The organism is Pseudomonas sp. DF11, assembly GCF_058148565.1.
Genome location: NZ_JBYVYN010000002.1, coordinates 37,146 through 51,342, shown reverse-complemented (window position 1 = coordinate 51,342; position 14,197 = coordinate 37,146). Strand labels below are relative to the sequence as shown.

Annotated in this window: 13 protein-coding genes; 7 read left to right on the top strand and 6 right to left on the bottom strand. The window is 61.4% G+C overall.

Going from position 1 to position 14,197, the window contains the following annotated elements:
* Window positions 1–31: 31 nt before the first annotated feature.
* From AC30D9_RS06925 to aspA, 4 genes are all read right to left on the bottom strand, one after another.
* A complete protein-coding gene (locus tag AC30D9_RS06925) occupies window positions 32–1,024 on the bottom strand; it encodes an AraC family transcriptional regulator (RefSeq protein ID WP_490143756.1) in 993 nt (330 codons plus the stop codon).
* A gap of 87 nt (window positions 1,025–1,111) precedes the next feature.
* Window positions 1,112–2,116, bottom strand: coding sequence for an asparaginase (locus AC30D9_RS06920; protein WP_490143755.1), 1,005 nt, complete (start codon window positions 2,114–2,116; stop codon window positions 1,112–1,114).
* A gap of 136 nt (window positions 2,117–2,252) precedes the next feature.
* Window positions 2,253–3,704 carry an alanine/glycine:cation symporter family protein gene (locus AC30D9_RS06915; protein WP_490143754.1) on the bottom strand — a complete coding sequence of 484 codons (1,452 nt, stop codon included), beginning with the start codon at window positions 3,702–3,704 and terminating at the stop codon, window positions 2,253–2,255.
* Between the two features lie 488 nt (window positions 3,705–4,192).
* Window positions 4,193–5,617 carry an aspartate ammonia-lyase gene (aspA, locus tag AC30D9_RS06910; protein WP_003196363.1) on the bottom strand — a complete coding sequence of 475 codons (1,425 nt, stop codon included), beginning with the start codon at window positions 5,615–5,617 and terminating at the stop codon, window positions 4,193–4,195.
* 183 nt (window positions 5,618–5,800) lie between these two features.
* Between aspA and AC30D9_RS06905 the strand changes: the two genes are divergently transcribed.
* The 5 genes from AC30D9_RS06905 to AC30D9_RS06885 all read left to right on the top strand — a co-directional run bounded on the left by AC30D9_RS06905 (window position 5,801) and on the right by AC30D9_RS06885 (window position 9,613).
* The gene (locus AC30D9_RS06905) at window positions 5,801–6,718 is read left to right on the top strand and encodes a LysR substrate-binding domain-containing protein (RefSeq protein WP_212801692.1); all 918 of its coding nucleotides are present in this window, start codon (window positions 5,801–5,803) and stop codon (window positions 6,716–6,718) included.
* 333 nt (window positions 6,719–7,051) lie between these two features.
* Window positions 7,052–7,543 (top strand): 5-(carboxyamino)imidazole ribonucleotide mutase, encoded by a 492-nt coding sequence (gene purE, locus AC30D9_RS06900; RefSeq protein ID WP_134922283.1) that lies wholly within the window; start codon window positions 7,052–7,054, stop codon window positions 7,541–7,543.
* A gap of 12 nt (window positions 7,544–7,555) precedes the next feature.
* Complete coding sequence (locus tag AC30D9_RS06895; RefSeq protein WP_490143753.1) at window positions 7,556–8,641, top strand: 5-(carboxyamino)imidazole ribonucleotide synthase; 1,086 nt, start codon at window positions 7,556–7,558, stop codon at window positions 8,639–8,641.
* Window positions 8,642–8,741: 100 nt separating this feature from the next.
* A complete protein-coding gene (locus tag AC30D9_RS06890; protein ID WP_003196372.1) occupies window positions 8,742–8,987 on the top strand; it encodes a GlsB/YeaQ/YmgE family stress response membrane protein in 246 nt (81 codons plus the stop codon).
* Between the two features lie 89 nt (window positions 8,988–9,076).
* Window positions 9,077–9,613, top strand: coding sequence for a DUF3299 domain-containing protein (locus AC30D9_RS06885; RefSeq protein WP_490143752.1), 537 nt, complete (start codon window positions 9,077–9,079; stop codon window positions 9,611–9,613).
* Window positions 9,614–9,748: 135 nt separating this feature from the next.
* Here AC30D9_RS06885 and AC30D9_RS06880 read toward each other — a convergent pair whose 3' ends face one another.
* Window positions 9,749–10,648: a D-hexose-6-phosphate mutarotase gene (locus AC30D9_RS06880; protein WP_490143751.1), complete on the bottom strand. Its 900-nt coding sequence runs from the start codon at window positions 10,646–10,648 to the stop codon at window positions 9,749–9,751.
* A 57-nt stretch (window positions 10,649–10,705) separates the two neighbouring features.
* A complete protein-coding gene (locus AC30D9_RS06875) occupies window positions 10,706–11,110 on the bottom strand; it encodes an acyl-CoA thioesterase (protein ID WP_003177184.1) in 405 nt (134 codons plus the stop codon).
* A 378-nt stretch (window positions 11,111–11,488) separates the two neighbouring features.
* Here AC30D9_RS06875 and AC30D9_RS06870 point away from each other — a divergent pair, with 378 nt between their 5' ends.
* Window positions 11,489–12,787, top strand: a complete 1,299-nt coding sequence (locus tag AC30D9_RS06870; protein WP_134922287.1) for an MFS transporter — start codon at window positions 11,489–11,491, stop codon at window positions 12,785–12,787.
* Window positions 12,788–13,026: 239 nt separating this feature from the next.
* The gene (locus AC30D9_RS06865) at window positions 13,027–14,025 is read left to right on the top strand and encodes a phosphate ABC transporter substrate-binding protein PstS (protein WP_134922289.1); all 999 of its coding nucleotides are present in this window, start codon (window positions 13,027–13,029) and stop codon (window positions 14,023–14,025) included.
* Window positions 14,026–14,197: the final 172 nt, after the last annotated feature.

Below are 14,197 nucleotides of genomic sequence, written 5' to 3'. Positions count from 1 at the left end.
CAATCGCGGGCAAGCCTTGCTCCCACAGGGATCAGGAGCGGAACTGGCTTGGCGCTACCCCGCTCCAGCGCACGAAGGCATGGCGAAAACTGGCGGTCTCGCTGAAGCCCAGCCGTTCGGCGATTCGATGGATCGGCAATTGGTCCTCGCAGAGCATCTGCTTGGCCCGTTCGAAGCGCAGTTCGTCCAGCAGTTCCTGGTAGCTGCAACCCAGGTCCTTGAGGTGCCGGCGCAAGGTGCGCGCCGAGCAGTTCATTTGTTCGGCCAGGCCTTCCAGCCCGGGGGCGGCGTCGAGTTGGGCGGCGAGCAACTGGCGAATTCGCCCCAGCCAGGCCTGGCGGCCGGTGAACTCGGTGTTCTGCCGGCGGCAGCGTTCGGCCATGGCGTGATGAGTGATGGGGTCGGCCAGGGGCAAGGGTTGGTCGAGCCAGTGTCGGTCGAAAGCGAAAGCGTTATCGACGCTGTCGAAGCGCACCGGGCAATCGAGTAGCGCTGCATAACGCGCCTGGTAATCGGGCGCCGGGTGTTCGAAGCGCGCTGCGCGCAATGGCAATGGATGGCCGAGCAGGTCGTTGCAGATGACTTTCAGCGAAACCATGCAGAACTCTGCATTGAACACGGTCAGGGCTGGGTTCTCCCGATAATCGCTGGCGCTGAACCATATGCAGTCGCCGTCATCGTCCAGGTTCAGGTCGAAGAGTGTTCCCAATAGCGCCGGATAGCGCAGCGCCAGGCGCAAGGCGTCACCTAAGGTGGCACTGGTGAGCAGGGCGTAGCCGAGCATGCCGTAGGACGAAACGTGCATGCGCAGGCCCAGTTCCAGGCCGATGTCGCGCTTGAGGGCCACGGCGTTGGCGCAGACCTGCATCTCCTGGTTGGTGGTGATGCGCGTGTCAGCCCGGCTCAGGTCCGCCGCGCTGATGCCGCTGCCGGCCAGCAACGCGTCACTGGACAGCCCTTCGCTTTTAAAGGTGCTGAGTACCAGTGAGACGGCGTTCAGGGTGGTGAGATGAGAGTGAAGCATGTCCGTTTCCAGCCTGGGGAAGCTGGAAACGGAGCAAGTTGTATGCCGGGCGAAGATTGCAAGGCTTGAGCGGGCCCCCTGTGGGTGTCAGCTCAGTTCGCCACACAGGTCCAGCTCAACCAGCCGCCGAACTTCGTCTACCGGCAACCCCGCGCCAATCAATGCCTGCAACTTGCCAAGCGCTGCCTCACGGGTCATGCCGCCGCCGGACAGCACGCCAACGCCACGCAAGCGACTGCCGGCCTCGTACACGTCCAGCTCGACGCCACCTTCATGGCATTGGGTCACCGCCACCACTACCACGCCGCTGTCCCGCGCCCGCTCGAGGCTGGCGAGGAAGGCCGGGTTGTCGCTTGGCCCCGTACCGCTGCCATAGCACTCCAGCACCAGGCCCTGGACGCCGCTGCCCAGCAGGCCATCGAGGATCTGCGCGCTGATGCCGGGAAACAGCGGCAGCGCCGCGATATTCGCCAATTGCTTGGGCTGGTCGTAATTCAACTGCGCCGGCAGCGAAGAGGCCTTGGCACCGCCACCCTGGCGCTCCAGGCGCTTGAACGGATGACGACCGAAGCTGCGCACTTTCGCGCAACGGGTCGGTGCCAGCAGCTCACCGTGGAAGTACAGGTGCACGCCCGGCGCCAGACCCTGGCCGAGCGTGACCAGTGCGCCGCTGAGGTTTTCCCAGGCGTCGCTGTCGGTCACGCCGGCGGGCAGCATGGAACCGGTGAAGCAGACCCGCGCATGCAGGCCCAGCAGTTGGAAACTCATCGCCGCTGCGCTGTAGGCCAGGGTGTCGGTGCCGTGCAGGATCAGTACGCTGTCGCAGCCGTGCACATCGACGGCATCGACCACCGCTTCGCGCAGTTGCTGCCAGTAGGCCGGGGTCATGTTGGCGCTATCGATCAGCGGCGCCATTTCCCGGAAGCGCCATTGCGGCACGACGAGTTCGGGTTGGCTGTGCAGGTAGTCACGCATCCGCGCTTCGAAACCGGATGCCGGGGCCAGGCCGTGGGCGCTGGCCTGCATGCCAATGGTGCCGCCGGTGTAGAGCACCATGACGTGTTGGGCGGCAGGGTAGGTGGTGGAATTCATGGTTGTTCTCCGAGGACGAAAACGGCAGCTTCATTAATAGCTGCCACAACATAAGGCCGAGCATACGCCGACCTTATGCTGTGTCACGCCGGGCGCAGGGGGTGCGCCCGGTTTTTTCCAGACAGCTTGTTACCGATCAGCGTTGCGCTGCGGTCACGCCAGCAACAGCGGCGTCAGGCTTGGTAACCGGCGCCGAGGGGGTCGCAGGCCAAGCCTTGCGGTCCAGGTCCAGGTCCGGGAACTTGCTGGAGTCGAAGACTGGGGTCTTGATACCGGCCGAACGCTGGTCATCGTAGTCACGCAGGATGCGCATGCCGACCTTGAACAGCAGGAACAGCGCGATCAGGTTCACGAACGCCAGCAGGGTCATGGTGATGTCGGCGAAGGCGAACACGGTGCTGAGGTTTTCGATGGCGCCCCAGAAAATCAGGACCAGGACCAGCGCGCGGTAGGCGATCAGGGCCTTGCGGTTTTCACCCAGCATGAAGCGCAGGTTGTTTTCGCCCAGGTAGTAGTTGTAGAGGATCGAGGTGAAGACGAACAACGCCAGGGCCACGGAAATGAACATCCGGCCCCAGTCACCGACCACGGCTGCCAGGGAGTTCTGGGTCAGGGCAATGCCGTCGCCTTCGAAGCCTGGGGTGTAGAAGCCCGACAGCAGGATCAGCAGTGCGGTGCAGGTGCAGATTACGAACGTGTCGAGGAACACGCTGAACGCCTGTACCACGCCCTGGGCTACCGGGTGCTCGACCGAGGCTACGGCGGCCACGTTAGGCGCACTGCCCAGGCCGGCTTCGTTGGCGAACACGCCGCGCTTGACGCCCATGACGATGGCGCTGCCGATCAGGCCGCCAAAGGCCTGGTCCAGGCCGAAGGCGCTCTTGACGATGGTCGCCAGCATGGCCGGTACGTGGTCGAACTGCAGCACGATCACGTAGATGGTCACGGCGATGTACGCCAGGGTCTTGACCGGTACCAGCAGGTCGGCAACCTTGGCGATACGCTTGATCCCGCCGATGAACACCAGGCCCAGCAGCACCGCCAGGCCCAGGCCGGTGTAGGTGGTGTCGAAGCCGAAGGCGTTGTTCAGGGAATGGGTGACCGCGTGGGCTTGCAGGCCGTTGAAAGCGAAGCCGAAGGTGACCAGCAGCAGGAACGCCATGATCATGCCCAGCCAGCGCTTCTGCAGGCCGTGCTGGATGTAGTAGGACGGGCCGCCACGGTACTGGCCTTCGGAGTCGCAGCGCTTGTAGAGCTGGCCGAGGGAGCATTCGAAGAAGCTGCTGGACATGCCGACCAGAGCGGTCACCCACATCCAGAAGACCGCACCAGGACCGCCAAGGGTCACGGCGATGCCGACACCGGCAATGTTGCCCGCGCCGACACGGCCAGCCAGGCTGAGCATCAGGGCCTGGAAGGAGCTGAGTTGGTCGGTGCTGCTTTTCAGACTGTCGCGGAACACCGCGAACATGTGAAAGAAATGACGGAACTGGACGAAACGCGAGCGGATCGTGAAGTAGCCACCGAGCCCGACAATGAGCACGATCAGCACTTTCCCTGAAAGGAAGTCGTTGATGACTTCGAGCATGAGTATTCCTCGCTGTTTTTTGTTTAAGCAAATGCTGGCCCTTTGGAAACATTGCGTTACATCGGTCGGCGCGCGGCACGACAGGTGAGGCGATGTTTCGTCCCGGACCATTTTCGCGGGTTTGTTATTAGTTCGGTTTTCGCATGTTTAAGGGTCTCGCTGCCGACGACCGCTCATGCGAAGAGGGGCGGCACTATACCTATCAGTGCGGTGCCCGTCTGCACAGTTGTGGTGCGTCCGACGAAACGGATCCTTTGAAACACCTGGCCTTTCGGTCAGGTTCTTGTGGGGGCGAGCTTGCTCGTGTTGGCTGGCGACGCGGTTTACAACGGGCAGCGCGTCATCGTTTATCACGAGCAGGTTCCTTCCCACAGGTTCGGTCATCCTTTGCTGCTATCAATTAAAAAAAGGGCTTGGGGATAATCCCCAAGCCCTCAAAAGGTGAGAGGTGTCTAGTCCCTCGACCTGGTGAGCGGTGCTCGTGTCGATCACGCTTTGAGCGGGACCAGACGCGGAGCGATCATGTTTTCCGGGCGCAGGATGTCGTCGAGCATGGCGTCGTCGAGCAAGCCTTCTTCGCGCACCAGTTCCAGCACGCCGCGGCCACTTTCCAGGGCAACACGGGCGATGCGGGTGGCGTTTTCATAGCCGATATACGGGTTCAGGGCGGTGACCAGGCCGATCGAGTGCTCGACCAGTTCGCGGCAGCGCGCTTCGTTGGCGGTGATGCCGACGATGCAGTGCTCGCGCAGCATGTCCATGGCCCGTTGCAGCAGGCGGATCGAGTCGAAGATCTTGAAGGCGATCAGCGGTTCCATCACGTTCAGTTGCAGTTGGCCGCCTTCGGCCGCGATGGTCAGGGCCAGGTCATTGCCGATGATCTGGAACGCCACCTGGTTGACCGCTTCCGGGATCACCGGGTTGACCTTGCCGGGCATGATCGAGCTGCCTGGCTGGCGGGCCGGCAGGTTGATTTCGTTGATGCCGGTGCGCGGGCCGCTGGACAGCAGGCGCAGGTCGTTGCAGATCTTCGACAGTTTGACCGCGGTGCGCTTGAGCATGCCGGAGAACAGCACGAAGGCGCCCATGTCGGAGGTGGCTTCGATCAGGTCGGCAGCCGGAACCAGCGGCTGACCGCTGATGGTTGCCAGGCGCTGCACGGCCAGGGCCTGGTAGCGCGGGTCGGCGTTGATGCCGGTGCCGATGGCGGTGCCGCCCAGGTTCACTTCGGTGAGCAGCTCAGGCGCCAGGGTTTTCAGGCGTGCCAGGTCTTCGCTCAGGGTGGTGGCGAAGGCGCGGAATTCCTGGCCGAGGGTCATCGGCACGGCGTCCTGCAGCTGGGTGCGGCCCATTTTCAGGACGTGGCTGAATTCTTCACCCTTGGCTGCGAAGGCCTGGATCAGGCTGTCGAGGCTGGCCAGCAAGGCGTCGTGGCCCAGCAGCAGACCCAGGCGGATCGCGGTCGGGTAGGCGTCGTTGGTGGACTGCGCCATGTTCACGTCGTTGTTGGGGTGCAGGTACTGGTACTCGCCTTTCTGGTGGCCCATGGCCTCCAGCGCGATGTTGGCGATGACTTCGTTGGCATTCATGTTGGTCGACGTGCCGGCGCCGCCCTGAATCATGTCCACCACGAATTCTTCGTGGAAATCGCCGCGGATCAATCGTGCACAGGCTTCACTGATGGCTGCGTGCTTGGCTTCGCTGAGCTGGCCCAGTTCACGGTTGGCGTCAGCGGCGGCCTGTTTGACCATGGCCAAGCCGACCACCAGCTTGGGGTAATGCGAGATCGGGACGCCGGAGAGACGGAAGTTGTTTACCGCTCGCAGGGTCTGGATGCCGTAATACGCTTGCGCCGGTACTTCGAGTACGCCAAGCAGGTCTTTTTCTGTGCGGAATGATGCAGCGGAGGACATGATAGAAATCATCTCGATAAGGACCCGGTCTGAGCCGGAACGCTGCGAATCCTAGGCTCTGGGGGAAATTAGGGCCAATGCTGTTAAACACTGGGCTATGCATATTCGGCATAATGCCGGTGTGACGCCGGCGGCGCGGCGAACGTGTGACCTGTTTTGGTGCGTTTAAGGGAGGGTGGTGGGATGAATCTTGAAAGCAAATGGCTTGAGGACTTCAGTGCCCTGGCCGCTACCCGTAGTTTTTCCCAGGCGGCCGAACGGCGCTTCGTGACGCAGCCGGCGTTCAGCCGGCGAATCCGTAGCCTCGAAGCGGCGCTGGGGCTGACCCTGGTCAACCGTTCGCGTACGCCCGTCGAGCTGACGGCGGCCGGACAGTTGTTCCTGGTGACGGCGCGCACGGTGGTTGAGCAACTGGGTGAAGTGCTGCGCCATTTGCATCACCTGGAAGGCGGACAGGGCGAAGTCATCCAAGTCGCCGCCGCCCATTCCCTGGCGCTGGGCTTTTTCCCGCGCTGGATCGCGCAATTGCGCAACGAGGGAATGAACATTGCCACGCGGCTGGTGGCGACCAACGTCGGCGATGCGGTCCACGCCTTGCGTGAAGGCGGCTGCGACCTGATGCTGGCCTTCTACGATCCGGATTCGGCCATGCAGATGGACCCGGAGATCTTCCCGTCGCTGCACCTGGGCCAGACCGAGATGCTCCCGGTATGCGCCGCCGATGCCAACGGCAACCCGCTATTCGACCTTGAAGGTGAGGCCAGCGTGCCGTTGCTGGCCTACAGTGCCGGGGCGTTCCTCGGGCGTTCGGTCAACCAGTTGTTGCGCCAGCGGGCCCTGCGTTTTACCACGGTCTACGAGACGGCCATGGCCGACAGCCTGAAAAGCATGGCCCTGGAAGGCCTGGGCATCGCATGGGTGCCGCACCTGAGCGTACGCGCCGAACTGGCCCGGGGTGAACTGGTGATCTGCGGCGGCCCGCAATGGCACGTGCCGTTGGAGATCCGCCTGTACCGCTGCGCCCTGGTGCGCAAGGCCAATGTGCGGTTGTTGTGGCGCAAGCTTGAGGGTGGTGTGGCGCAGAACGCCATCGGATCCTGAAAACAACGCAGAACCCCTTGTGGGAGCGGGCTTGCTCGCGAATGCGGTGTGTCAGTCGCCACCTTCTGAACTGACACACCGCCTTCGCGAGCAAGCCCGCTCCCACGGGGATTTGCGCTGATGGTTCGCTGACCTGCAGGTCAATAAATCCGCCGTTTCACCGCAAATGACAGATGGTCGGCGAAAGTGCGTTTAACGCACCATTTTCGGTATACTGCCCGGCCTTCGGTCGGTTCGTCCGGCCATAATTCGTACAACAAGCCACGCCGGTTTCCTGCGTGGCTTGTTGTTTTTTGACGCGCCTGCGGGCGCCCAGAGAGAAGAGGCACGACGATGAGTGCACTGGTTGGCGTGATCATGGGCTCCAAGTCCGATTGGTCCACCCTTAGCCACACCGCCGATATGCTGGAAAAGCTCGGCATCCCTTACGAGGTGAAAGTGGTCTCCGCCCACCGTACCCCGGACCTGCTGTTCCAGTACGCCGAAGAGGCCGAGTCCCGTGGCATCGAGGTGATCATCGCCGGTGCCGGTGGCGCGGCCCACCTGCCAGGCATGTGTGCGGCCAAGACCCACCTGCCGGTACTGGGCGTGCCGGTGCAGTCGTCGATGCTTTCGGGCGTCGATTCGCTGCTGTCGATCGTACAGATGCCGGCCGGCATTCCGGTCGCGACCCTGGCCATCGGCAAGGCCGGTGCGATCAACGCGGCCCTGCTGTCGGCGAGCATCCTGGGTGCCAAGCATCCAGAATTTCATACCGTGCTGAAAAAATTCCGCGCTGAACAGACAGACAGCGTCCTGGACAATCCAGACCCACGTATTGCCTGAGGTTGTTGACGAATGAAGATCGGTGTAATCGGTGGCGGCCAGTTGGGTCGCATGTTGGCCTTGGCGGGTACGCCGCTGGGGATGAACTTCGCTTTCCTGGATCCGGCGCCGGACGCCTGCGCCGCGGCGCTGGGTGAACACCTGCGGGCCGACTATGGCGATCAGGATCACCTGCGCCAATTGGCCGATGAAGTCGACCTGGTGACCTTCGAATTCGAAAGCGTCCCGGCCGAAACCGTGGCCTTCCTGTCCCAGTTCGTCCCGGTCTACCCGAGTGCCGAAGCCTTGCGCATCGCCCGCGACCGCTGGTTCGAAAAGAACATGTTCAAGGACCTGGGCATTCCCACGCCGGCCTTCGCCGACATTCAATCCCAGGCCGACCTGGACGCCGCCGTTGCCGCCATCGGTCTGCCGGCCGTGCTCAAGACTCGCACCCTGGGTTACGACGGCAAGGGCCAGAAAGTCCTGCGCACCCCTGAAGACGTAGTGGGTACGTTTGCCGAGTTTGGTAGCGTGGGTTGCCTGCTGGAAGGCTTCGTACCGTTCACCGGCGAAGTCTCGCTGATCGCCGTGCGCGCCCGCGACGGTGAAATCCGTTTCTACCCGCTGGTGCACAACACCCACAAGGACGGCATCCTCAAGCTGTCCGTCGCCAGCACCGACCATCCGTTGCAGGCCCTGGCCGAGGACTATTCCAGCCGGGTGCTCAAGCAGCTCGACTATGTCGGCGTGATGGCGTTCGAGTTCTTTGAAGTGGACGGCGGTCTCAAGGCCAACGAAATCGCGCCTCGTGTGCACAACTCCGGGCACTGGACCACCGAAGGCGCCGAGTGCAGTCAGTTCGAAAACCACCTGCGGGCGGTGGCCGGGCTGCCGCTGGGGTCGACTGCCAAGGTCGGTGAGAGCGCGATGCTCAACTTCATCGGCAAGGTCCCGGACAGCGAGAAAGTCCTGGCGATCGCTGACTGCCATTTGCACCACTATGGCAAGGCGTTCAAGGCCGGACGCAAGGTCGGTCACGCCAACCTGCGCTGCGCTGACCGGGCCACGCTGGCTCAGCAGATCATCAAGGTCGAGACGCTGATCGCCGAGCAATAATCTGAAACATCGGTGGAACCATTCGTCGGCTAATCTCTCTCATGGCTAAGTGCCAAAGTCTGAAGGCTTTGGCATAGCTATCCAACCAGAGGGAAATGCCATGGGAATCATCGGAACCATTTTTATCGGCTTGATCGTTGGCCTGCTGGCACGCTTCCTGAAACCAGGCGATGACAGCATGGGCTGGATCATGACCATCCTGCTCGGTATCGGCGGTTCGTTGGCAGCCACTTACGGTGGCCAGGCGCTGGGCATCTACCAGGCCGGTCAAGGCGCTGGCTTCATCGGTGCCCTGGTCGGCGCAGTGGTATTGCTGGTGATCTACGGCCTGATCAAAAGAAACTGATTCAAATGCGACAAAGCCCTCTCTGCGTGGCGCGCAGGGGGGGCTAGAATGCCCGGCGTTGCACTTCCCACTCATTGCCGAGCCCTTTCATGCGCCGTCTAGTGTTGACCCTTCTTTTGCTGGGCAGTGGCCTGGCCCACGCCGCCGAGCTGCCCGAAACCGACTGGCTTGAACTGATGCCCAAGTCGGACCAGAAAGCCCTCGAGGCCATGCCCGAGATTGACCACAACTCCCCGGAAGCCAACGGCACCTTCACCGAAAAAGGAGGCCTGAAGCAAAGCAAGGGCCTGCCGGCGGTGATGTACTCGACCAAGACCGTGGCGGCGATGAACAACAAGCACATCCGCATCGGTGGTTACCCGGTGCCCCTGGAAAGTGATGCCAAGGGCCGTAGCACGCTGTTCTTCCTGGTGCCTTACCCTGGCGCCTGCATCCACGTTCCGCCACCGCCGCCTAATCAATTGGTGCTGGTGCGCTATCCCAAGGGCTTGAAGCTGGACGACATCTACACGCCGCTCTGGGTGACGGGCACGTTGAAGATCGAGAAGGTCGACAACGATTTGGCGAGTGCGGCGTATGCGCTGGATGCAGAGAAGGTGAGGGTGGTGCAGGAGGCGGATTTGTAGCGCCAGTAAATATGGCGTAGATCCACTGTGGGAGCGAGCCTGCTCGCGATAGCGGACTGACAGTCAACATCTGCATTGACTGATACAGCGCTATCGCGAGCAGGCTCGCTCCCACAAGGGGATTTTCAGTGTGGCTTAAAGCGGCTTGCTGCCGATGCTCACACCCAGGGTATGGCTGGCCTGTGGCAACAATGTCACCACGTCGTCCATCACATTCGCCGTCTCGATGCACAACATGCGCTGCCAACCATCGTCGGCCATGTCGCTGAAGGCCTTGGCGCGTTCGGTCCAGGGGTTCCAGATCACCGCCGAGCGCGAACCGCTGCTGGTCAGTTCGATCCGTCGTTCCCAGTGCGGGTCAAGGATGCTCAGCGTCGGCGGGGTATCGAGGTAGATGCGGTCGGTTTCGCCGGCAAAGTGCAGGTTGCCGGCCTGGGTATGGGTGTTCCAGTCGTCCAGGGTCTCGATGTAGCTCAAGCCATCCACCCCTTCGACCTGCACGTTGCGCACGTCGCTCACGGCAAAGTAGCTGTGCAGCGCCTGGCTGAGGCTGACGGTTTCGCTGCCTCGATTATGGCTGGTGAGGTGGATGTGCAACTGCTCGTCCATCACGATGGTCAGCGTCAGGTCCACCTGATGCGGCCAGCCCGAGAGGCCGTTTTCAGGATAGGGCAGCACGAACTCCACCTTGAGGCTTTCGCCTTCGGCTTCGATGCCCTTCAATTCCCAATCCATCGCCCGCACCAGGCCGTGGGCGGTGGCCGGGTCGTTGCTCACGCGCATGGCCTGTACGCTGTCGGGGTTGCGCGTCAGGTTGCCGAACCATGGCCAGCACACCGGCACGCCCGCACGGATGCTCTTGCCGGTCTTGAATGTGGCCTGGTCGTTGAGCCAGATCAGCGGCGGCTTGCCGTCCACTTGATAGCTGAGGATGTGCGCGCCTTGCTGGGCCACCAGCAACTCGGCCTGACCGTGGCGGATGCGCCAGGCGTTCAGTTCATCCAGTTTGACGGCTTCGACGTTGGGCGTAGGCATGTTGCAAATCTCGCTCGGGAACAGGGACTGCAATGGACCGCAAAACGGCCGTCGTGTTTAACGAGCGCGCGGCGGAACCGAGCGGGTGCGACCACTGCCGTCGATGGCGACGAACACGAACACCGCTTCAGTGACCTTGCGCCATTCACTGGACAGCGGGTCGTCGCTCCAGACTTCGACCATCATCTGGATCGAGCTGCGGCCGATTTCCAGCGCCTGGGTATAAAAGGACAGCTGCGCGCCCACCGCCACCGGTACCAGGAACGCCATGCGATCGATCGCCACGGTGGCCACGCGTCCGCCAGCTACTTTGCTGGCCATGGCGGTGCCGGCCAGGTCCATCTGGGACACCAGCCAGCCGCCGAAAATATCGCCAAAGCCGTTGGTCTCGCGAGGGAGCGCGGTGATTTGCAGGGCCAGGTCGCCTTGCGGGATTGGATCTTCTTGTTCGAGTTCTATCATGCCGGGGGTGCCTCTGACCCGTAACGCTGTCTTGTGCTTCAGGTGAATAGCCGTCTTTGTAAAAAACGATTCAGCCCGAACATACTGCGTTCGTCACGTTTTTCGTAAAGGCGTGCCAAAGGGAAACTCTGCGAAACCGGCTGGTTCTGGTACTACTCCCCCAACGACGTTTTCGCACAGCAACCCCTTACAGAGTACTGCAAGGTTGCGAGTATATCGGGCGATAGACGTCGAGACGACCACTCGGTTCTGATTTCGACTGTCAAATACGCGCCTCTATGTGCTTTTTCGAACAATTTGCTATCGTGCCGAACCTGCCCAGGCCCCCAACCCGTGTTCTCCAGGGTTGCAGAACCGACTATAAGAGAAGCCCTTGCCATGACCACTGCGCCTTCGAGCACGGCGACGCCCGCACAACCGGCACGTCCACTGACCCGCAACGATTACAAGACCCTGTCGCTTTCTGCCTTGGGCGGTGCGCTGGAATTCTACGATTTCATCATTTTCGTGTTCTTTGCCACCGTGGTCGGCAAATTATTCTTTCCTGCCGAAATGCCCGAGTGGCTGCGCTTGATGCAGACCTTTGGCATTTTCGCCGCCGGTTACCTGGCCCGGCCGCTGGGCGGGATCGTCATGGCCCACTTCGGCGACCTGCTGGGGCGCAAGAAGATGTTCACCTTGAGCATTTTCATGATGGCCGTGCCGACCCTGATCATGGGCCTGCTGCCCACTTATGCGCAGATCGGCATATGGGCACCCATCCTGCTCTTGCTGATGCGGGTGATCCAGGGCGCGGCCATCGGCGGAGAAGTGCCGGGCGCCTGGGTATTCGTTTCCGAACACGTTCCGGCGCGTCACATCGGCTATGCCTGCGGCACGCTGACCTGCGGCCTGACAGCGGGGATTTTGCTGGGTTCGCTGGTCGCCACCGCAATCAACAGCCTCTATACACCGCTGGAAGTGGCCGATTACGCCTGGCGGATTCCGTTCCTGCTGGGTGGCGTGTTCGGGCTGTTTTCGGTGTACCTGCGTCGTTGGCTGCACGAAACGCCGGTGTTCGCCGAGCTGCAGTTGCGCAAGGCCCTGGCCGAGGAAGTGCCGCTGCGGGCAGTGCTGCGTGATCATCGCGGAGCCATTGCCATCTCCATGTTGTTGACCTGGTTGCTGTCGGCCGGCGTCATTGTGGTCATCCTGATGACACCGACCGTGCTGCAGACGGTGTATCACTTCAGTCCGACTACCGCGTTGCAGGCCAACAGCCTGGCAATCGTGTTCCTGAGTTTCGGTTGCATCGGTGCGGGGGTGCTGGCCGACCGTTTTGGGGCTGGCCGGGTGTTTGTCTTTGGTAGCGGCTTGCTGTTGATTACGTTCTGGACCTTCTACCACTGCCTGTTCGACCACCCCGAATGGCTGTTCCCGCTCTATGCCTTGAGTGGCTTGCTGGTGGGTACCATCGGCGCGGTGCCCTACGTCATGGTCAATGCCTTCCCAGCCGTTGTGCGTTTCAGCGGCCTGTCGTTCTCCTACAACCTGGCTTACGCAATCTTCGGTGGGTTGACGCCGATGATCGTGACCCTGCTGTTGAAGGAGAGCTCGATGGGACCGGCGTATTACGTAGCGGTCATCTGCGGGATCGGAATTGTGGTGGGTGGTTATCTCTGGAAGAAGGGGCGCTAGGTCCGAATCTTTCACTGACTGCATCGGCCTCATCGCGAGCAGGCTCGCTCCCACATGGATTCTGCTTTCACCGCAAATCCCCTGTGGGAGCGAGCTTGCTCGCGATTAGGGTCACAAGAATCATCTTGTAAAACTCGATGCTGGCCTTTCATCCAATTGTCATATTTCAGCCATAGAGTGTTCATACGGCTTACCGATACTTTGCCGACTTAACACACCCTATCTGCTAGGAGTAAGGCATGAAACTGAAGCGTTTGATGGCGGCAATGACTTTTGTCGCTGCTGGCGTTGCGACTGCCAACGCGGTTGCCGCTGTTGACCCTGCGATCCCGAGCTACACCAAGACCACTGGTGTATCGGGCAACCTGTCCAGCGTCGGCTCCGATACCCTGGCCAACCTGATGACCTTGTGGGCTGAGAACTACAAGAAAGAATATCCGAACGTAAATATCCAGATCCAAGCCGCCGGCTCCTCCACCGCGCCGCCCGCACTCACCGAAGGCACCGCCAACCTGGGCCCGATGAGCCGCAAGATGAAGGACAACGAACTGCAGGCCTTCGAAACCAAATACGGCTACAAGCCAACCGCTATTCCGGTTGCCGTGGACGCCCTGGCCGTATTCGTGCACAAGGACAACCCGATCCAGCACCTGACCATGGAACAGGTCGACGCGATCTTCTCGTCCACTCGTCTGTGCGGCGCCAAAGCCGATGTGAAAACCTGGGGTGACCTGGGTGTAACCGGCGACCTGGCCAACAAGCCAGTGCAACTGTTTGGTCGTAACTCGGTATCCGGCACCTACGGCTACTTCAAGGAAGAAGCCCTGTGCAAAGGCGACTACAAGCCAAACGTCAACGAACAACCAGGCTCGGCTTCGGTCGTGCAGTCGATCAGCTCTTCGCTGAACGGCATCGGTTATTCGGGCATCGGCTACAAGACCGCCAGCGTGAAGACTGTGGCCCTGGCCAAGAAAGGCAGCACTGACTTCATCGAAGACACCGAAGAAAACGCCCTGAACGGCAAGTACCCGCTGTCGCGTTTCCTCTATGTCTACGTCAACAAGGCACCGAACAAGCCTCTGGCCCCGCTGGAAGCCGAGTTCGTGAAGCTGATCCTGTCCAAGCAAGGCCAGGAAGTCGTGGTCAAGGACGGCTACATCCCGGTACCTGCCAAAGTCGCCGCCAAGGCACTGGCTGACCTGGGGCTGCAAGAAGGCAGCAACGTCGCCAAGAAGTAATAATCCGGCCTAGCCCGGACCTTGTGGGAGCGAGCCTGCTCGCGATAGCCGGTCACTCCCACAGACAAATTTCCTGTCCGCTGCCGGTTCCCTCCGGCGGCGGATTTGTTGCGTCACTGCACTGTCATCTTTCTGTCATACAGGATCGCTAGGGTGTGCGCATGAATGATCT